Origin of the sequence: Actinoplanes sp. NPDC051859, from assembly GCF_044452725.1 — a bacterium.
Taxonomy (GTDB): Bacteria; Actinomycetota; Actinomycetes; order Mycobacteriales; family Micromonosporaceae; genus Actinoplanes.
The window spans coordinates 57089-77758 of record NZ_JBITBX010000015.1 but is presented as its reverse complement, the minus strand read 5'-3'; the positions used below and the strand labels follow the sequence as shown (position 1 = coordinate 77758).

General features: G+C 67.5%; 15 protein-coding genes. 2 read left to right on the top strand and 13 right to left on the bottom strand.

What is annotated here, in order from left to right; all coding sequences use genetic code 11:
- The first annotated feature begins 196 nt into the window (after nucleotides 1-196).
- Nucleotides 197-418 (top strand): hypothetical protein, encoded by a 222-nt coding sequence (locus ACIA1L_RS29270; protein ID WP_396076227.1) that lies wholly within the window; start codon nucleotides 197-199, stop codon nucleotides 416-418.
- 253 nt (nucleotides 419-671) lie between these two features.
- Entirely contained in the window at nucleotides 672-8501 is a 7830-nt protein-coding gene (locus ACIA1L_RS29265) for a putative Ig domain-containing protein (RefSeq protein WP_396076226.1), read from the top strand.
- 783 nt (nucleotides 8502-9284) lie between these two features.
- Here the strand turns inward: ACIA1L_RS29265 and ACIA1L_RS29260 are convergent.
- The 13 genes from ACIA1L_RS29260 to ACIA1L_RS29200 form a co-directional block, all read right to left on the bottom strand.
- A complete protein-coding gene (locus tag ACIA1L_RS29260) occupies nucleotides 9285-9734 on the bottom strand; it encodes a hypothetical protein (RefSeq protein ID WP_396076225.1) in 450 nt (149 codons plus the stop codon).
- Nucleotides 9735-10514: 780 nt separating this feature from the next.
- Nucleotides 10515-11153, bottom strand: a complete 639-nt coding sequence (locus ACIA1L_RS29255) for a hypothetical protein (protein ID WP_396076224.1) — start codon at nucleotides 11151-11153, stop codon at nucleotides 10515-10517.
- Nucleotides 11154-11247: 94 nt separating this feature from the next.
- Nucleotides 11248-11940: a DUF981 family protein gene (locus ACIA1L_RS29250; protein WP_396076223.1), complete on the bottom strand. Its 693-nt coding sequence runs from the start codon at nucleotides 11938-11940 to the stop codon at nucleotides 11248-11250.
- Between the two features lie 2 nt (nucleotides 11941-11942).
- The gene (locus tag ACIA1L_RS29245) at nucleotides 11943-12449 is read right to left on the bottom strand and encodes a MarR family winged helix-turn-helix transcriptional regulator (protein ID WP_396076222.1); all 507 of its coding nucleotides are present in this window, start codon (nucleotides 12447-12449) and stop codon (nucleotides 11943-11945) included.
- Nucleotides 12446-12835, bottom strand: a complete 390-nt coding sequence (locus ACIA1L_RS29240) for a hypothetical protein (protein WP_396076221.1) — start codon at nucleotides 12833-12835, stop codon at nucleotides 12446-12448. The genes ACIA1L_RS29245 and ACIA1L_RS29240 overlap by 4 nt, the downstream gene beginning before the upstream one ends.
- 68 nt (nucleotides 12836-12903) lie before the next feature.
- Complete coding sequence (locus tag ACIA1L_RS29235) at nucleotides 12904-13917, bottom strand: hypothetical protein (protein WP_396076220.1); 1014 nt, start codon at nucleotides 13915-13917, stop codon at nucleotides 12904-12906.
- 29 nt (nucleotides 13918-13946) lie between these two features.
- Complete coding sequence (locus ACIA1L_RS29230; RefSeq protein WP_396076219.1) at nucleotides 13947-14396, bottom strand: hypothetical protein; 450 nt, start codon at nucleotides 14394-14396, stop codon at nucleotides 13947-13949.
- Nucleotides 14393-14659 carry a hypothetical protein gene (locus ACIA1L_RS29225; protein ID WP_396076218.1) on the bottom strand — a complete coding sequence of 89 codons (267 nt, stop codon included), beginning with the start codon at nucleotides 14657-14659 and terminating at the stop codon, nucleotides 14393-14395. The genes ACIA1L_RS29230 and ACIA1L_RS29225 overlap by 4 nt, the downstream gene beginning before the upstream one ends.
- A complete protein-coding gene (locus ACIA1L_RS29220) occupies nucleotides 14659-15045 on the bottom strand; it encodes a hypothetical protein (protein WP_396076217.1) in 387 nt (128 codons plus the stop codon). Before ACIA1L_RS29220 ends, ACIA1L_RS29225 begins: the two co-directional genes overlap by 1 nt.
- Complete coding sequence (locus ACIA1L_RS29215; protein WP_396076216.1) at nucleotides 15042-15665, bottom strand: hypothetical protein; 624 nt, start codon at nucleotides 15663-15665, stop codon at nucleotides 15042-15044. Before ACIA1L_RS29215 ends, ACIA1L_RS29220 begins: the two co-directional genes overlap by 4 nt.
- A 1-nt stretch (nucleotide 15666) precedes the next feature.
- Nucleotides 15667-17526, bottom strand: coding sequence for a type IV secretory system conjugative DNA transfer family protein (locus ACIA1L_RS29210; protein WP_396076215.1), 1860 nt, complete (start codon nucleotides 17524-17526; stop codon nucleotides 15667-15669).
- A complete protein-coding gene (locus ACIA1L_RS29205; RefSeq protein WP_396076214.1) occupies nucleotides 17523-19142 on the bottom strand; it encodes a hypothetical protein in 1620 nt (539 codons plus the stop codon). The genes ACIA1L_RS29210 and ACIA1L_RS29205 overlap by 4 nt, the downstream gene beginning before the upstream one ends.
- On the bottom strand, nucleotides 19139-20653 hold the full coding sequence (locus ACIA1L_RS29200; protein WP_396076213.1) for an SCO6880 family protein: 1515 nt from the start codon (nucleotides 20651-20653) through the stop codon (nucleotides 19139-19141). Before ACIA1L_RS29200 ends, ACIA1L_RS29205 begins: the two co-directional genes overlap by 4 nt.
- Nucleotides 20654-20670 lie beyond the last annotated feature (17 nt).

The following is a 20670-nucleotide window of genomic DNA, read 5'->3' as shown; positions in this document are numbered from 1 at the left end:
CTTCGGCAATCTCGACCATCCGACTCACTGGATGGATGCTCTGCGCCGGCTTCCGCCAACCCCGCTGGCAACAGCATCACGGGTCCAGAATCTCGGACAGCGGTGCCGGTAGCCGTGTTACCTCAAGCTACTCAGCGATCGTCGAGGGTAGCGGCATTGGTGGCTGGGCACCGGCCGGGCGAGTGTCGGCGGCCGGATGAAGGTCAAGCCGCGTGTCGGATCGGCGAAGACCAACCGTTCCTGTTCAACGCGCGAAACAGACTCCGAAGCTTCCGATAACGTCGAGGTCGCCGGTGGTGTTGCCGGCGAGCTGGCGCCGGTGCCGGACCAGTTCACGATGAAAACCTTCACCGACCAGGTGTACGCCCGCCCGGGTCGCGGCGAGCCCTGCCGAAGAAGCCAGTCGGCGACGACTTAAGGCCTTCGGATGAGAGGTTCTTAACGTGTCTCGGCGCCTGCGCCCTTTCGTCGTGCTGTCGGAGACTGTTGGTACTGGGATGGGCTTCTGATTCGGCTGTGGGCCTCGGCATAGCCCGCACGGCCGTGGACTCTTGCCCAAGTCGTACGGCCTAGGAACTCATCGGCTGAGCCGTCGCCCACCAATCGCACCTGCTGAACAAAAGCCGCGAATCGTATCGTTCAGACATCTGTTGGTTGTCGAAAGGTTGCAGATGCTGCGGCAGGAACCTCGTTCGTTCGTGGTGCGCGCTGTTCGCGATCAAGGGCGGCGTCCTCGCCGTCTCGTGACGTTGACCTTGGCCTGCGTGCTCGCGGTGCTAACGCAGTTCCTGACGGTGCCGCCGGCGTCGGCCGCTGGCACGGTCACGGTTACCAGCCCGGGCGGCCAGGCAGGCCCCACCGGCGTCGCCTTCGCGAAGGCGATGACAGCGTCCGGTGGCACAGCCCCCTACCTTTGGTCTGCCACCGGCCTCCCGCCGGGTCTGACGATCGACGCGTCAAGCGGTCTGATCTCGGGCACGCCTGCGACGGCGGGTAGCTATCCAACCAAGGTGACTGCCACCGACTCCACAGGCGTTGCGGGATTCGCATCGTTCTCCTTCGCCACCGGGGTCATCGTTACCTATCCCAGTAGCCGGGCCAGCAACATCGGCACCGCGATTGCTCCCTTGGCGCTCAAGGCCGCCGGCGGTACCGGTATCTACACGTGGACCTCCACGGGCCTCCCTGCGGGTCTAAGCATCGACGCGACCACCGGGGTCGTCACCGGTACTCCCACCACCGCCGGCGTCCACTCGGTCAAGATCACCGCGACGGACGGCGCCGGTGTCTCTGGCGCGACCGGTTTCACCTGGACCGTCGCCGTCGGCGCCACCGTCGCCGACCCCGGTCCGATTCACGCGACCATCGACGTGCCGGTGTCGAAGCAGATGGCTGCCACCGGCGGTAAGGCTCCCTACTGGTGGGCGGCCACTGGCCTGCCCGCCGGCCTGTCCATCAAGTCCAGCACCGGCCTCATCTCCGGCACCCCCACCACCGCAGTCACCGGACCGGTGCTGGTCACCGCAACGGACGCCGCGAACGTTGCCACCACCATCTCGGTCCCGTTCACCGTCGCCGCCCTGCTGAAGGTCACCGACCCGGGCACCCGCAACGACCCGAGCGGCAGCCCCGTATCTGTCGCCCTGGCCGCGACGGGCGGCACCGCTCCCTACACGTGGAATGGCAGTGGCCTGCCCGCCGGTCTGTCCCTCAACTCCACCAGCGGCGTCATCTCCGGCACCCCCACCACCCTGGCCAGCCACACCGCGACGGTGACCGTAACCGACGCAGGGCTACGCACCCACACCGCTTCATTCAGCTGGAACGTCGTGGCACCGATCACGGTGGCCAACCCGTACGGCCAGGTCGGCCCGACCGGAGTCGACTACACCAAGGCCCTGGCTGCCAGCGGCGGCACAGCGCCGTACCGCTGGACCGCGACCGGACTGCCCATCGGACTCACCCTCGACCCCGCCACCGGCACCATCTCCGGTACGCCCACCACGGCTGGTAACTACACCCCTAAGGTGACTGTCACCGACAGGGACGGCAACACCGGCAGCGTGTCGTTCTCCTTCGCCACTGGCGTCATCGTCACCTACCCGAGCAGCCGCGGCAGCGCCATCGGCACGGCAATCACCCCGCTGACCATCAAGGCCGCAGGCGGCACCGGCAACTACGCCTGGACCGCCACCGGCCTGCCGCCCGGCCTCATCATCGACACCGCGACCGGTGTGGTCACCGGCACCCCGACCACCAACGGCGTCTACTCCGCGACCATCACCGCCACCGACACCACCGGCACGTCCGGAGCCACCGGATTCACCTGGACCATCGCCGCAGCCGCCACCATCACCCACCCCGGCACCGTCCACGCCACCACCGGCGTCGCCATGGCCCGGCAACTGAGCGCCACCGGCGGCAAAGCCCCGTACACGTGGGCTGCCACCGGACTGCCTGCCGGCCTGTCTATCAAGTCCAGCACTGGCCTCATCAGCGGCACCGCGACCACCGCTGCCACGACGACCGTGTCGGTCACCGTCACCGACGCCCTCAAAATCACCAGCACGCTGGCATTCCCGATCGCCGTTGGCGCTCCGGTCACGATCGCGAGCCCGGGCACCCACACCAGCACCGCCAGCGCCGCCATCGCCGATGTGCGTCTGAGCGCAGACGGTGGTACCGCGCCGTTCACCTGGATCGTCAGCGGTCTGCCTGCCGGCCTGACAGCCACCGCGACCGGCACCATCACCGGCACCCCCAGCTCGGCCACTACCTCGGTCGTCACTGCGACCGTCGTCGACGCCGCTGGCCGCACCGCCACGACGTCGTTCACCTGGAACATCGCTGGACCCGTGGCCCTCGCCGATCCGGGTGCCCAGACCGGAACCATCGGTGTCGCGACCTCGCTGCAGCTCGCCGCGATCGGAGGCACCGGCGGCTACCGGTGGTCCGTAGCAGGCCTGCCCACCGGGCTGAGCCTCGACGCCACTACCGGCCAGGTCACCGGCACACCCACCGCTACTGGAAGCTGGCCCGTCACTGTCACGGTCACTGACGCCAGCGGCAGCACCGCCCGCACCATCGTTACCTGGACCACGGCCGACGCCCTCGCCGCCACCGATCCCGGCGCACAGAACACCACCGTCGGTGAGCAAACCCACCTGCCCCTGACGGCTGGCGGCGGCACCGCCCCCTACACCTGGACCGTGCACGGTCTGCGTGCCGGATTGACCTTCGACCCGGCTAGCGGCGCGATTGCTGGCTCGCCCACCAACGCTGGCACTTCGACCGTTACCGTGACCGTCGTCGACGCCGCCGGCCGCACCGATCGGGCCATGTTCCTGTGGACAGTCGCGCTTGCCGTCCCCGGCGGGCTGACCGCCGAAGCAACTGAACCGCAGACTGTCGCGCTCAGCTGGAGCGCGGTGCCTGGAGCGACCGCGTATCGGATCTACCGTGACGGCGCCCTCGTGGCAACGACCGGATCCGACACAGGCTTGTTCGACCGGCAGCTTGACGGAGCCACCGGCTACCGCTACCGCGTCATCGCCCTCGGCGCCGACAACCTCGAGTCGGTGCCCAGCGACGAGGCGGCGGTGACCACCATGCCGACGCCTGCCGCACCCGAAAACTACGCCGCCTGCAAGCAGAGCGACACCGACACCGGGTGCACCTACACCGTCAGCACATTGGCCGACCCGGCCCTCCCCAGCCACGGCCAATTCCCGCTGACCGACGGCGTCCACGGCGGCGCCGCTGCCGGACCGGCGTGGCAGGGCCGCCACAACCAGAACAGCTACTCGTTCACCGTCGACCTCGGCATCAACCGCCCTCTCACCGAGATCACCACCACCTGGCTGCAAGACCGGGCCGCCGGCATCCAGCTGCCCCTGACCGTGGCCTACGCGCTCTCCACCGACGCGCAAGAATTTACCGATATCGCGACGGTGTCACGGCCGAACGTTTCGGCGGCTGACCAGGTGCGCGCGTACCGCGCCGTCGGCCTGAATCAGGCCGCCCGCTACGTGCGAGTCACGGTCAACGGCGCTGGGGCGTGGACCCTGGTCGACGAGATCGAAGCCCGGGGTTCCACCGCGGACATCCTGCCCGCCCTCACCCTGTCGACGCCGACACCCGCACCCATCGATCAGGACAAGAACGTACCCGTGCTGAACATGACCGTCGCGGAAGCGGTCGGCACGCTCTCGTGGCGGGCCGACGGGCTGCCCGATGGCCTGGCCATCGACCCTGCCACCGGTGTTATCACCGGCACCGCCCGTGCCGCCGGCGCCTACACCGTCACCGTGACGGCGGCAAGCACCAAGGGCCGCATCGGATATGCCTCCTTCCCGATGCGCGTCTACCCTTCAGCACCTACCGGCCCCGTCTTCCCCGCCGGTGTCGTCGACAGGTTCAGCCTGGGCGGCGTCAATCGGGGCGTCACCGTCCTGGACGGCAACGCGTACACCGCAGTCGGCACGCGCATCGTCGAAACCTCCCCGACTGGCCTGTCGGTGTGGCGGGCCGGGCAGACCACGGCAGGGTGCACCGACGACGCCGACGACGGCGACAAGGCCACGTTCAGCCTCCCTCACGTCATCGGCAACGACGGCAACCGAATCTATGTCGCCGACTACGGCTGCGGAGTCGTTCGCAAAGTCAATCCACACAATGGAGCAACCGAGAAGGTCATCAGCGCCGAGACCAACGGCGACAGCCACGCCATCGTCGGACGCTACCTCTACGTCAACAACAAGTGGGGATCTCTGATCCGCCACGACCTGGAAGCCGGCGAACGCCGTGTCCTCACCCCCGAGGGCCAACAGCTACTCGGCAAGATCACCGCCGACGACAACTACGTCTGGCTCCTCACCAATAACAAGATCTACCGGCTCAACAACAGCGGGCCGACCACCAGCCCGGTCTTTTTCGGCATGCCCTTCGACTGGGCCGGGCAGCTCGTCTCGGTCGGCGACTTCCTCTACTTCAGTTCCAAAGACGGCACCAAGATCTACCGGATGAACAAGTCCGACGGCGCCACCCGGTTCATCGCCGGCGACGGCGCCAACGGCGATCTCCTTTACGGCATCACCGGCTTCGCCGCCTCCGCCGGTTCCCGCCTGTACGTCAGCGACGAACAAGGCCTCGCCGCCATCACTGCCGCGCCCGCCCGCTCATACGCGCCAGCACCCGCCAGCCCGGAACTAACCGCGGGACACGTACAGCGATTCGGTCCCAGCAATCCAGCCCTCCACTTCGGCGTGACAGTGCTTGACGGCTATGCCTACACAGCAGTCGACGGACGTATCACCAAGACCGACATCGACACAGGTGCCACCGTCAACCACGCCGGCAGCACGACCATGACCTGCCTCGACGCCCCGACCGGTCAGGCAGCGACCTTCGAAAACTCGCAGATCATCGGCAACGACGGCACTCTGATCTACACCGCCCACTGGAGGTGCGGCGTCCGCGCGGTCAACCCGAGCACCGGCGCCACCCGCAAAATCGTCAACGCCGAAACCAACGGCGACAGCTACGCCATCGTCGGACCCTACCTGTACGTCAGCAACAAGTGGGGATCTCTGATCCGCCACGACCTGCAAACCGGCGAACGTCGTGTCCTCAACCCTGGCGGCCAACAGATCGGCGGCAAGATCACCGCCGACGACAACTACGTCTGGCTCCTCACCAATAACAAGATCTACCGGCTCAACAACAGCGGGCCGACCATCAACCCGGCCTCTTTCGCCATGCCCTTCGACTGGGCCGGGCAGCTCATCTCGGTCGGCGACGTCATCTACTTCAGCTCCCAAGACGGCACCAAGATCTACCGGATGAACAAGTCCGACGGAGCCGTCCAGCTGATCGCCGGCGACGGCGCCGATGGCGACTTCGTCTACGGCATCAGCGGCTTCGCCGCCGCCGGCGCTCGCCTGTACGTCAGCGATGACCGCGGCCTCGCCGCAATCAGCCCGGCACCCGCCCGCGTCTACCCGTCCGCCCCGCCCGCGCCGGTCCTCAACTCGGGCCGCGTGAACCGGTTCGGGCCCGACCAGTGGACCAAGGGCATCACGGTTATCGACGGCGTCGCCTACACGGCAGTCGACAAACGCATCGTCCGGACCGACACCACCACCGGTGCGTCGGAAGACCTCGCCGGCGGTACGACGTCCGGCTGCGCCGACGCTGTCAGCGGATCGGCCACCTTCACCAACCCCCGCATCATCGGCAACGACGGCTTCCTCATCTACACCGCCGACTACAACTGCGGCGTGCGCGCCACCAACCCGAACACCGGCGCCACCCGCAAAATCATCAACTCCGAAACCAACGGCGACTCCTACGCCATCGTCGGGCAGTACCTCTACGTCAACAACAGCTCCGGCTCCTTGATCCGCCACGACCTGCAGACCGGCGAACGCCGGGTACTCACCAAACCTGGCCAGGAGATTTACGGCCCGATCACCGCTGACGACACCCACGTATGGGTCCTCGACCCACAGGCACGACTTCACGGCATCGACGTCACCACCATGAACGGTGAACGCCGCAGGCTCGAAATCCCGAGCGGCTTGTGGCACAGCCCGCTGTCGGTCGGCGACTACATCTACGTCCGCTCCCACAACGACACCATCCTGCGTATCAGCAAGACCACCGGCAGCACTCAACTGGTCGCCGGTGACGGCGCCCACCGCGACGATCTGCTCAGCCTCGTCAACGGCATTGCCACCGACGGCATCCGTCTCTACGCAAGTGACCAACTGGGTCTCGCTGCCATCATCGAGGCGGTCCGCCCCTACACCCCACCGGCACCGCTGGCGCCGAACCTGTCGGGTGCAGCGGTCACGACGGTCGCCTCCCTGCCCGGCGCGCGATGGGGACTGACCATTCTCGACGACTTCATCTACACCGCTAACGCGTCACAAATCTTCAGAACCACGCGCACAGGCTCGACGGTGCCCGCCGCAGGCAACGCCGCCACCATCAGTTGCCGTGACGGCGCCACCCGCGACGACGCCACCTTCCGCTACCCCACCATCATCGGCAACGACGGAAACCTGATCTACACCTCCGAATCCTGCGGAATCCGCGCGGTCAACCCCGCCACCGGCTCCGCCCGCATCATCAGCAGCTTCACCGGACGATCCGTCATAGCAGGCGAACACCTCTACACCCTCACCGACTACGGCACCCTGTACCAGTACGGACTCCGCACCGGAACCACTAACACCGTGAGCCAGAACATCACGGCTGGCTCCACCATGACAGCCGACCGAACCCACATCTGGCTGATCAACGGAACCACACTCAAATCGCTGCCGGTCACCGACACCGACGGCAAAGTGTCGGCAACCCCCATCGGCGGCACCATCACAACGGTCACCAATACCCTGCCCTACCCCATCGAGCCCGGGTACATGACCACAACCGGCGACAAGCTCTATGTGAAGGCCTACACACCGGACCATCCCGCAAAAATCGCCGAAATCAGCAAGTCCGGCGCGATGAGCCTGCAACCAGCAGGTCTCTGGACCGGCACCAACGGCGGCATTGTGGCAACTGAGAGCGACGTCGTCACCTTGGACACGGGAGCTTCAACGACAGATGTCCGACGCCTACGCGTCGGCGCGATTAGCCCGTATTATCAACTCGTTTCAACGCAATACATCAATGACGGCACACTGTTCGTTCCCTCAAGCCATCTCGACGAGGCATGGCTCTTCAACGCGGAGTATCCCCGCGTACTGGAGTGGGATCCAGAAACGCAGCTATGCGTATCGCAATGTCAGGGAATTATTGCTTATGCGCAGCAGCGTCGCATTAAGGCGCCAGCATTCGGAAACAGCCTTGATGATTACGAGCGACTAATCATTAAGGAGTTCGTCGAAAACCAAGGCAAATTCGAGTTCGGCGACGGTTCCATCGCCGAGGCAGTAAAAGAATATTACTTCCAAGATAAATGCAGAAGGATTGCGAATCGTCCGGGGTATTGCGAAGACCTGGAAGAGATTCGCAAACATATTGAGACCTTCGAAACCATTCTCGACATTGTGTCTTCGGTAGCCGACTTCCTAGGCAAGAATTTCCGCGGAGGGCATAGCGATTGCGTCCGAATCGGCAAAGGATGCCTTACAATTACCGGCAAGGAGGCCACCCCAGAGGAAGTGGCCGCAGCAGAGGAAGTCGCCAAGCTTGGCAATGCAGTCGTGCTTCGGGACCCGCCTCAAGGCGGGGGCACTCGGGGTGTGAACACCTCGGATCTACTGGTCAACGGAAAGCAGTACGATATCTACTCACCCAAGACGAAGAACCTCGACAGAATTGCGTCAAATATTAAAGCGAAGCGAGACCAAGTCGAAGGCGGCGGCGTCGTTCTGAATCTACGAAATTCAGAATTGAAGGCGTCCGAAGTCGACGCGGAGCAACTGCTTGCTCGCGCAAATGGAGCGCCTTCCGAGCATCCGCCGTTGAGAGAAATTATTGTCGTCGAATAGGAGGGGTTGCATGGGGAAGTTTCGGTGCGTATGTGGCGAAGTTATTTCTACTAGCGGAGAAAATCCAGACGAATGGCTGATCATCAAAGACCAGGAGTTCGGAAAGCTTTGGGATGCCGAAAAGGGGTTCGCTGACATCTTCCAACAGATGCAACGGATGTTCTTATGCCCGGTGAGCGGCCACATATGGATCTTCTGGTCGGGATTCACAAATCCCGCTACTTGCTACTCCCCGGAACTGAGAACGCCCGAAACTGGCGGGCTGTCGGGAAAGACGAACTGAGGATTAGGCTAGACGGCCATCGCCTTCGCGTGGTTGACAGTCGTCGTCACACTCTTCTCTGTAGTCGGCCCTTCCGGCTAGCTGGAAACTGTCTTCCTATCTTCGCGAGTATCCGTCATCCCGGCGCGAGACTGGCTGGCGTGGATCGACAGCTAGGTGGGCGAGGCGCAACTTTCTTTCACTTCCACCCCCAGTGAAGATCCAGGACTCACGATGACTCCGATGACCTAGCGTTCCAGATACTCGGAACTCCAATCGATGGAGCTAGAAATATTCGTAAAGGCCTGGGCACATCTGGTTCTGTCCGCGATTTTCGGGTGTCATCCCGCGATAATTGATCGATGCCAGTCGTGAACGATCGCGCGGACCAGGCCCGCCGTTCAAACCCCTGACGAACTGGTGTAGTACGAGCACTCTCATCGCCGTATGGAAGGGTGCGAGCCACAGACGGCGAGTGGCATAAACTGCGGTGATAGTCGTAGAAGCCTGGTGGACATCGGTCACCGGGCCTCGATGCGTTCGGAGCGGCACAGCCCACAGGTAGCAGCTCGGTGGCCACGGTGGTCTCGGCACATCGCCTCGACGGGAATCCGGATAGCCGCGATGGGGGCAGTCTGCCGGGCGGGACCACGGTACCCAGGCTGCCGCTCGATAGTGGCCTGCTCGCGGCGCATCCAGCCGCGCCACGCGGCGAGCCAGTCGGCCTTGCGGCCCTCGGGGTCCGGGCGGGCCCGCCAGTAGTCGCGAAAGGCGTCGGTGGCGCTTTGGGCCACGTCGGGAGTGTTCCGGCGGGCCCACTCCTCCATCTCGGCGGTGACGTCGAAAGTTGCGGGCAATCGGGTGCCGCGGACGTCGGCGTCGTTGCGGCGCCGCGCTGCGCCTTGCGCGTCACGCGCGCGCGGATGGTCCCGGGTGGTTGACCTCTCCGTAGGAGAGGTCAAGAACGTCATGGGTCCGCCTGGCGGTACCCCGGGGTCCGCCTGGCGGACTGCTGAGGGTCCGCTTGGCGGTACCTGCCGCTCGGGGTCCGCCTGGCGGACCCATCCGCCAGGCGGACCGCTGTGGATAACCCCGGGCGGCTGACGACTATCGGCTCCGTCGATGCGGTCAGCTGAGCAATTCGTCATCTGGTCGGCCTGCTTCAGTGCATCGGTGGCCGGTTGCGGGCGGCCTTGAGGGGCGTGCGCACGCCTGAGAGGTCTGTTGGATGGCGGTTCCTCAAGGGGACTGGCTTCGTCCGGCTGTTCGGGCCGGAGCTCTGGCGGCCGACCCGGCTCACCAGCCGGACTGTTGGAGGTGTGTCGGCGGGATGCGCGAGTGAGAGCGACGAGGTCGTGGGAACCGTGCAGGAGGGCGTATCGGGTGCGGTGGTGGCTGCGGTCGGGGCGATCGCGTTTGAGCCACCCGGCGCTTTCCAGGGGGCCGAGCCATTCGGTGACGGTGGATTTGGCGAGACTGGTCATCGCGGCCAGGGTGGGTAGCGACGGGGTGTGCTGGTCGGGGATGATGCCGGTGTCCCAGTCTGCTACGACGCTCAGCGCCAACAGGATGGTTTTGGCTGGAGCGGGCAGGCGGGAGCGCAGGATCGCATGCTGTAGCTCGAGGACGTGCTTCACTCGATCTCCTCTGCGTGCGAAAGGAATCGTGCTGAGGGTCGGATCGCTCCCTCTGTCCAGGGCGCGGTCCGGTGACGGTGCACGCCGCGGCGGCCACCAGCCAACGGGGACGGGTCAGGGTGTGGCGGCGTCGAGCACCTCTCGCGCGGTCTGGGTCAGCGCGTCGTTCAGCGCGGCTCGCGCAGCCGGCGGGACATGCATGACGGTGATCTGAGCGGCCAAGTTGCCGTCATGGACGGTGATGCTGGTGCCGATCGCCGGGTCAGTGCTGATGTAGGCGCCCTCGCCAAGAGCGGGGATATCGGTGACCGGCGCTTCACGAGCGTCGAAGTTGCGCTTACTACGGAACACGTCGTCGACGGTGCCGCCGTCAACGCGCTGGGTAGAGATGACCACAAGGGTCTGTGGCTGGCCCCCACCGAACGGCCGGGCGCAGCGCGCGAACGCGATCCTCGATCGGAGGTCGAAGCGGTCGGCGACGGGTGCGGTCCCCGGTTGGCCCAGCAGCGGCCGCAACGCCGTGAACCCGATGCTGTCGCACGGGCTCCGGACCGCCTTGTAGGTGGGCCTCGGGTAAGTCATCGACGGGGGCACCGACGGCGGCGAGGTCGCGCCGGAAACCGCACCTGGTGAGCTGGCGGAGACGGCAGGTGACGGGTCGCTGCGGTCATGGTGGCATCCGCCTGCCGCGACGGTGAGCCCGGCGGCGGTGATGGTGGCGGCGAGTCGGGTTGCGGTGCGATACGCGTGCATGGTGACTCCTGTTTGCGTTCGGGAAGGGTGGTGCGCGGGCGGATTGCTAGCTCGCAATTGGTGTGCGGGATGGGTGGTGGCCGGGGAGCCGGGGTCACCAGCGGTAGACCGTGTTGCCGTGGACGGCGTTCACGAGCATCCCGGTGTGGGTGTAGAAGTTCACCGCTGAGAAAGCGGTGAAGCCGAGACCGGCGATCGTCCAGCACCAGTAGAGAGTCAGCCAGGTGCGGCGGCGGCGCGGGTCGAGCGCGAACGGTGTCAGCAGGCAGCCGATCGCGGCTGGTCCGTAGAGCACGGCCGCGAAGAAGGTGTTCTCGATGGCGGGGTGGTCGTGCATTAGACCGGTGAGGGGTTCGGCGGCGGGTGCGGCGCTGATGACGTCGAATCGCAGGATCGCCAGGCAGCACCAGACCAAGACGACGCCGAGCGCGAACACGACGACGCTGGCCGGGGCGAGCAGTGCGTGGAGCCGGCGCTCGTCGAGCGGGTCGTCGCGGTGGGCGAGGCGCCAGGCCGCGGCGAGCAGCAGCACCCCGAGCAGCAGGGTCGGTTCGCCGAAGATCGTGTCGATGTAGGGCTTGGCCGGGGCGAGGGGGTGGGTGATGGTCATGACGCCGCCGAGTCCGGTCAGGACGGTGCCGAGGAGGCCGAAGGTGGCAGCCCAGCCGTGTTGGTCGCCGCCGTGCACGATCTGTAGCGGCAGCCGGTCGCCGCGGACGCTGGCCCAGTAGCGCGGGACGAGCAGTAGCGCCAGTCCGGCGCAGACACCCATCAGGGTGTTGAACATGATCATGACGGTCCGATCTGGTGGTCGGTCGTGGGTCTGGTCAAGGTGGCGGCGGTGTGCAGCAGCGCCGGGGGTACGCCCTCCACGGTTCCCGCGAGCAGGAGTTGTTGTGCAGCGCGGATGCGGGGGCGCAGCTCGTGCAGGACCTGCCAGCCGGACACGGTGGGGCGTAGGAAGCGGTGTCGGTGGTCGCCGGGGTCGGGCACCCTGCGTATGAGTTGCCGGGTGGCGAGGGTCTTGGCGGCGAGGGTGACGGTGGCTTTCGCGAGGCCGCTGATCGCGGCGATGGTCTGCGGTTCGATTTGGCGGTGGGCGATGACCAGGTGAAGTACGTCGTAGCTGGTCCAGTTCAGCCCGGCCGGGTGCAGGACCGTGTGTTCGAGGTGGCGGCGTACCTGGTGGGCGGCGCGGCAGAGCACCGACACGGCGTCGCAGTCGTCGCTTCGTCCGGACATAGCGGTGTCCGACAGTGGAACCGCCGGCGGCTGGTCGATGGCGAGTTCGCTCATTGCGCGTCCGTCGGCGACGGGTCCGGGTCCGCTGGTGGGTTCCGCCGCCAGCGGGGCGGTCTGCGGTGGCGGCCGCGGTAGTGGCCGTCTGGTGGTTCCGGCTGGTTGGCTTGCGCGGCCGTTGGGTCGTCGTCGGTGTCGAGGTCGTGGTTGCGGTCGTCATGTGAGGTGTTCACGGTGTCCTCCGTGGTGGCGGTGTCGTCGGTGACGGTGACGGGTTCGCTGGGGCGTGGTCGTGGTGCGCGTCGGTGCTGGCCGTACGTAGGCTTCCGGTCGAGCACCGGCCAGTCGTGGGGTCGGTGGACGGTGACGCTGTTAATGGGCCACGGCCACGGGTCGCGGTCGTCCGACTGTGGCTTTGCGGTGCTCAGGTCGCGATGATGCATATGGACTCCTTTGACGACGGCTAATGTTGTTCGCAGGACTGCAGCAAGCATTGCGGAATGGCGCTCCGTCATGAACGCCCATACCGATATGGCGCTAGAAAATACGTTCCGTAATAGGGGTATGGGATCTTGTGATGTTTCGTTCCGCCGTCGCCTGCTTGTTCGTATCCGTAGTAGTTGGACATTGAGGTGTCGGCCCATTTGTGGAATAGGACGACGTGCCCGGCGCCACCCGGCGCGGGGTTGATCATGAGGTCGCCGGGGCGCAGTTCCGTCTTGCTGATCTTTGAGGAGTGCGCAGCGAGTGCGCCGGTGTCCATACCTGGTCCGGGCAGGCCTAGGGTCATGGAGACGTATCCGGAGCAGTCGCGCCGGTAGCCCTGGAAGAGGGCGTCTGGGGCGCTGCTCATCAGGTACGGGACTGGCCCGCCCGACCATGCCGTCAGCCATGATTCGGCGCGTTGGAAGATGCCGCCGACCGCCGCGCACGGCGCTTTAGCGCTGTCCACTGAAGCTGATACAGGCGGGCAGTCCGGGACACAATTGCCGGGGCCGCCCGTCGAGGTGATGGTGGCATCACCTGTCACTGCGGCTACTACTTGCGCAGCGTCGTTTTCGAATTTTGCATATCGGTCTGGGAATCCGGATTTCTGCACGCTTTGCGCCGCCACTGTCAAGGGCAGGGTTTGCCAGTTCTTGACTTTGACGAGGGCGTTGTAGAACTTAGTGCTGGCGTAGACGGGGTCGATGAGTTGGGCGACGGTGCCCCATCCTTGGCTGGGGCGTTGCTGGAACAGCCCGACCGAGTCGTGGTCGGTGGCTACATCGGAATTTCTGAGGTCGGATTCAGTCATGGCGGTCGCTACCGCGATCACCCAGGCCCGCGACGGCAGGTGCAGGTTCTTGCCGGTGGCGACGATGACGGCAGCGTTGTCGACTTCACTGCTGGACCATTCGCCGATGGCGCCGGCGTGTTTGCGCAGTTGCCCTCCCCCGCTGCCGGTACCGCAGGTGGTGGTGGGCTTGGGGACGGACACGATGGCGCCCAAGGGCAACCCGCACACCAGCACCAGAAGGGCCATGCAGGCGAGCATCCCCTTGCGGCGCCGCGTCATCGTGGGCTCGCCACGGGCTCGACGGTCGTGACGAGCCACCGGCCGTCGACGGGTTCGCAGCTGACCCGGACCGCTCCCGCGTCGGTCGGGACGTCGGCGACGATCACCGTCGGCTCAGTGCGCACCGTCGTGGGGGGCCCGGTGACGGTGCGCGCCGGGATGTGGCGCGGGTCGACGGTGGACAGCAGCGCCCGGTAGCGCGGCGCCGTATACGGGGCGACGCCGGCCAACCAGCGAGCGGAGTCGAGGTCAGGGCGTGCCCAGGCCCGCACGTACGCGTCGGCCGTCCGCAGGGCGGCGGTCACGGCCGTGGCGTCGGGTGTCGCGAATCCCGCGACGACCGGCGGTGATGAGGTCGGCGTCCCCGCCGGGGTGTGCGGGGTGCAGGCCGCCGTCAGGCCGAGCGCGGCGAGCAACGCGACGGCTCCGGCCAACCGGGGGCTCACTGCGCGGTTCCGGGCGGGCCGTCGCCGACCCGGACGGCGATGGCGGCGTTGGTGGCAGCGGCCATCGCGCGGATTGCGTGGTGCAGCGCGGTCAGGGCCGTCACGCGGGCTGGTGTGTCGCTGGCGACGTGGGCGGCGATCAGCGCATCGTTGATGCGGACGCCGTGCGCACCGAGCGCGCGCAGGGTGTCGAGGTAGTCGGTGAGTTCGTCCGCGGCGTCCGGAGTGCCCGGTGTGTCCATGGTGTTGGTGGTGTCGGTCATCAGGGCTCCAGGTCCGGGTTGTCGTGGTCCGGGTCGGGTTCGGGGTCGTAGTCGCCGTCGAGGTCGCCGTCGGCTTCGTAGTCGTCGCGCAGCTCCTGGTCGGCTTCGTAGGCGGCCTCGAAGTCGGGGTCGTGGGGATCGGTCATGTCGGTCTCCTGTTCAGCGAGCGGGTCGGTGTCGAGGTCGGGGGTAGTCGGGTCGGCGGGCGGGTCTGCTCGCGTGTCGGCGGCGGCTTTCTCGGCTTCGGCTTCGGCGTTGTCGCGTTGTTCTTCGAGGCCTGCGGTGATGCCGGCGTACAGGCCCTGGATCAGGTCGATCTCGTTGCGGATGGCGGCGATGAGGTCCCGCCAGGTGGCCTCGGAGGTGACCGGCGCGGGGTGTGTCATCGCTGTGCACCTCTCTGCGCGGTGTTGCCGGTCTGCGTGGCGGTAGCGCGGCGGCTGGCGATGTCGGCGTCGGCGATCTGGTAGGCGTTGATGCGCCAGTTAGGGGGCCAGTCGAGGTCGAGCTGGCGGACGGTGTGGGTGCCGTTGCGGCAGCGGGTGCTCTCGTCCCAGTCGCGCCACCGCAGCCGGGCGCGGGCGAGGCGTTCGTGCCACACCAGCAGTCCGCCGGGGTCGGCGTTCTCGTCGGTGGCCGCCTGCCAGCCGGCGGCCAGCGCCGTCAGTTCCTCGAGGAACGCCCCGTGGCGCGGCCAGCACGGCGGAATCTCTTCGACGAGCTGGTAGCGGGGCACGAACCAGGCCACCCAGTCGATGAGCCACGCCCACGCTTCCTGCGCGGCGTCGCGGTCGAGTTCATTCCAGCGCAGCGGCCACGGCATGTCCGTCGGCGCCTTGCGTTTACTGCGTTTGGCAACTTGCTCCACCCGCGCGGTCAGGGTCGCGTGTTGGTCGTTGAGGGCGGTCATGGTGAGGTGCAGGCTGTGCAGCCCCTCGTGGAGGGCGGCGATCGCGGTCATCTCCGGTGACGCGTCCGGCGGGAGCTCGTAGGGGACGTCGTCCATGTCAGGCCGCCTGCGCGAGTCGGCGGCGGAACACGTCGCGCCCGGCGGTGAGCTCGGCGGCGTCGGGGCGTTGCCACCAAGCCGGGACGTCGAGTTCGACGGGCGGGAGGTTGCCGATCAGCGCGATGGCGCGGCCTTCGGGCAGGGTGCGCAGGTCGGAGATGTCGAACAGGTCTTCGCGGCGAGCGTTGGCGTTGACGCTGGCCCGGCCGCCGCCCCAGGAGGCCCCCGAGGACACCTCGTCGACTTTGCCGGCCAGGGACTGCGCGTCGCGGAGGCCTGCGACGTCGGCGGAGCCGCCGACGAACAGGCGGGCGTTGGCCGAATCGAGGATGGTGCGGCCACCTTTGTCGCCCCACCGGTCGAGGATCTGGTGGGAATTCTGCGCGAAGATCGATGACGCGATGCCGGAGCCGCCGCCCTCGTTCATCAGCGATGGCAGCGACGGCAGGGGCGCGATGTTGGTGATCTCGTCACCGATGACATACAGCGCCGGCTCGATACGCCCGCCGGGCGCGGTGAGCGCTAGCCGGCGGGCTTGGTACAGGATGTCCTCGGCGAACGCGGCGAGTAGCGGTGCGATGAGGGCTTGGGCGTCGCGGGTGCCGACGAGGTAGATGGTGCCGGATTCGCGTAGCCAGTCGATCGGCGTGAACTGCGTGCCGCGCGGCGGCGAGCAGGCCAAGAGGACGCGGGGGTCGTTGAACGCGTCGAGGCTGCCGGCGACGACGGTCTGGATGGTGTCGCGGGCCCGGCCGCCCATCTCGCGGTGGCGGGTGAGCCGGTCGGCCCACGCGTCGACGCCGTGCGCGCGCAGGATCCGTTCCGGGCGTGGGTTGGCCGGGTTCTGGGACCAGGCGAGGACGTCGAGCATGGTGGCGTGCTCGTCCAGGGCCGCGGCGTGAAGGAGTCCGCGCAGGATCGTGGCGGCCTGGTCGCGGAACCATTTGCCGTTCTCCACGGATTCGTCGCCGATCCCGGACCCGGATGCGAAACCGTTCGCCCGCAGCATTGCGACGATCGGGTCGGCGGCGCCTTCGATCGGTGACCACGCCAGCCGGGGGACGCCGACGATCTCGCCTTGCGGCTCGAAAATATGTGTGGGTCCGATCGCGGCGCGGCGTTCGTAGGTGACCTCGGCGACATCTAGACGGGTGGACGTGGTGAGGACCGCGCCGCGGGCGTCCGCCACGGCCGGGATCACGTACCGGGTGGTTTTGTTACCGACCCGTGGGGCGGCGGCGACCAGCAGCGTGTACTCGTTGGCCAGGTACAGCGGCTTCTTGGTGAGGACGTCGTTGCCGAGGAACCGGCCCGTCTCCAACGGATCCGCCGCACGGGCCTGTTTGGCGGCCCGGGTGGTCTCGTCGTCGGTCTCGGTGACGGTCAGACCCGGCCGGACCACGTCGACGCGCGCCACGACGGCGTCGGCGCTGAGGGTGCGGTCGATGTCGCGGCGGCGGGCGAACCCGGCGCGGCGCACGAACCGGCGGGCCGCGGCCACGCCCGGCACGAAGATCGCGGTCAGGACCACGCAGAACGTGGCCATCCACAGCGCGTACAGCAGCCACCCTGGGCCGAGCTGCCCCCGTGCTTCCTCGGGCCACGCCATCGCGGGATGGCTGCCGTTGACGACCAGGTGCAACGCGATGCGCGGCGCGTCGCCCGGCGTGGTGTCGGGCCAGGCCGCGTGGGTGAACAAGCCGGAGAGTTGCCCGGCCCACCACAGCGTCCAGATGCCGATCGGGGTGATCACGACGGCGACGCCGAGCAGGACTAGCCGGGCGGCGACGTCGGTGCGCATCACCCCGCGCCGGGCGACGTGATGTCCGGGTGAGGACAGCGGTGGCCGCCGGTTCATGGCAGCTCCCGCCCGAACGACACGTCCAGCCCCTCAGCATCGGTGCTGTCGGTGGGGGCGGTCTGGGTGGCGACGGCTTCGATGCGTTGCTCGTAGTCGTCTTCGGAGAGGCCGTCGACGCCCTCGACGAGTTCCATGCGGCTGTCGGTGCGCACCATCGGCGTCTCCATGCGCGACAGCTGGTGCTTGACGACGTAGGGCCGGTTGCCGACCTTCCACAGGGCGACGCCTTGGCGCAGGTAGCGCAGCAGTTCGGTTTCGACGTCGGTCGTGCCGAGGAATTCGCGGGCTTGGTCGAGGCTGCCGGCGGCTTGCCGGTACGACACCCGCACCCCGGAGTCCTCGATCAGGCCGCGGGCGATGCGCACCTGTTCGGAGTCGGCGGATCCGGACGCGGCCAGGTCGGAGAAGCGGTGGAAGGCCAAAATGTTCGCGATACCCAGCGCGCGGGCCAACTTGAGTTGCTCGCGCATCCGCCGGATCAGCGGCAGGTGCCGGGCGATCAGCGCGAACTCGTCGTAGATGCACACCCGGGGCGGGGCGTCCGGCGCGGACAGCTCGGTCTCCAGCCACGATTGGGCGCAGGTCATCGCCATCGCGGTCAGCTGATCGCTGCCGCGCACCATGCGCAGGTCCAGCACCGCACCCGACTGGCTGAAGTCCAGAGCCGCGTTCGACTCCGCCGGGCCGTCGAACACGCCGCCGAGTACCCCGGAGACGAGGCGTTCCAGGGCGAGTCGCACGCGCCGGGAGTCGCCGATGAACGCGTCCAGGGGGTATTGCAGGCGGGCCAGGCGGTGCTGCCACCGGCTGGTGTCCCCCATCACGGCGAGGACACCGCTGAGCGTCGGCGTCGCCATCCGCGTAATGCTGGTGCCGTCATCAGCGCCGCTGATCGCGTCGACCGCGTACTCGATCAGCGACCGCTCGGCCTCCGTCAACGCTTGCCCGAGCTGGATCTCGAGGAGCCCTTCGAGCAGCAGCAGCCGGCGGGCGCGTTGTAGGTGCAGCCACTGCTGTGCGGTTTGCTCCGGGTGCCGGCGAATCCCGGCGAGGGGGTTCATGACGACACCGAGGCCGGGGCCGATCCGGACCGGAACGATGCCGGCGAGCGCGGCAAGCTCGTCGTACTCGCCCTTGTAGTCCGTGACATACCAGCGGGTGCCGAACGGCACGCCGCGGAACGCGACGGTCTTGAGCAGGCTGGACTTGGCGGTGCCGATCTCACCGGTGACGACCATGTTCGGCGCGGTGACGACCTTCGCCCGGTACAGCTCGTGCAGAGAAAAGCAGTGCTGGCTGCGCGAATACACCTCGGTGCCGATCAGCGGCCCGTCGACCGGCAAGCCCGGGTCGGACACGAACGGATACACCGAGCACAGCTGCGCGCTGGTCGTGACCAGCGGCGGAAGCCGCAGCCGCCAGCACACCCGGCCCGCCGCCTTGCCTGCGGCGCCGCGCTTGCCGACCGAACTCGGCCCGAGCAGCCGCGTGGTCTGCCGGGCGACGGCGCGTTCCTCTCGCGTGAGGGCCTCGAGGGCTCGGGTGTCGTCGCGGTCCTGCGCGCGGCGGGCGATGCGGTCGGCCAGCGATCCCTCATGGCGAAGCCGGCTCATGCGAACCACCCCCGCAGCGGCTTGAGACCGCGTGCCAGCGGCAACGCCGCCGCGGCGAAGGCTTGGTCCTGCTCGCCGGCCAGGGACACGGCTTCGCAGCCGGCCCGCGACAGCAGCCGTTTGACCGAGCGCACGTCGCGTTCCAAGGTGTCGATGCTGGTGGCGGTCACGGCGACCAGCACCGCGTAGCGGTATCGGATGTGCCCTTGGGCTTGTTCGCGGTCGATCTGCTCGACCGATCGGGCTTCGTTGTCCTCGCTCGCCGTGCGAACCAGGCGCAGTTTGCGTTTGGTCAGCTCGTCGCCGGCGCGCGACACCTTGTCCCGGCGGGTGGCGAGCATGGCGAGGGCCGCAGGGACCGGTTCGGCGACCATCGTGACGGTCCGCCACGCGGTGGTGCGGGTGTAGAGGGGGGTCAGCCAGGTCGCGGTGACCGACTGGCGGGGCATCTGCGCCACCCACAACGTGCGCGAGTAGCCGGAGTCGTGCTGGTAGGTGTTCCAGCCGAGCGTGCGGGCGGCGACGGGGCCGGCCAACCGCGGTGTCACTCCTACTGGAACGCCGGTGCGGGTGGCGGTGCTGCCCCGCAGGTCTACGACTTCCTGGTCGGCCGGATCGAACTGGGTGCGCAGGACCGCCGCGTACCGGCGCGGGGACAGCCATCCGCTGGTGGTGATGCCGGCCTCGGCGACGGTCGCGGCGATCCCGGCGAGCCGGTCCAGCACCACCACACCGATCGCCGTGTCAGTCCCACCCGCTTGCTTGATTTCGGCGGACATGCGGGCGGTGTCGAAGACGACCGTGAGGAACACCTCGTGCCGGCGTGCTGCCGGAGCTGCCGACGCGGTGAGTTCTGCCAGTGACCGGTAGGCGGCGGTGGTGGTGTCGACCGCCCGGTTGACCAGGTAGCGGCGGGCCCGGTTCCCGACGTCGGGCACGGCCCGGCTGGACACCGACCAGCGGACCAGGCCGGTGTCGGCGTACTCGGTGCCGAGGATTTGCAGCACCTGCGCCCAGTCGACGAGGCGCTGCTCTTGGACACTGCGGTCGGCGAGGACGAAGTTGGTGCCACTGCACAGCAAGGTTGCGGTGACGGTCCGCTCCCGGCGGTGGTGCAGCAGCCCCACCTCGGTCATTCCGTCGCCGGCGACGGCGGTCAGCCACTCGTAGCCTGCGGCCGGGCCCGGCAGGTCGAGGTGCCCGGCGCGCACGTCCGGGGAGTACAGCGCGCCGCGGTACTCGTCCTGACCTGAGCGGCGTTGCAGCAATGCGCCTACGACGACGGGCAGCCACTCGGTGACCCGGCGCCCTTTGAGGCGAAGCAGTCCCAAGGTCACCAGGAGGGCGGCGGCGGTGAACAGGCTAATCGCCAGCCAGCGATGCCCGACGGTCAGCAGGTTGGCGCCGATCACTGCGCAGATCACACCCGCGACGACCATGCCGAGCTGACTGGCGGTGAACCCGAGGATCGCGCCGCGGCTACTCCTGGGCGGGAACTTGAACTTGATCACGAAGGTCTCCCCGTTGA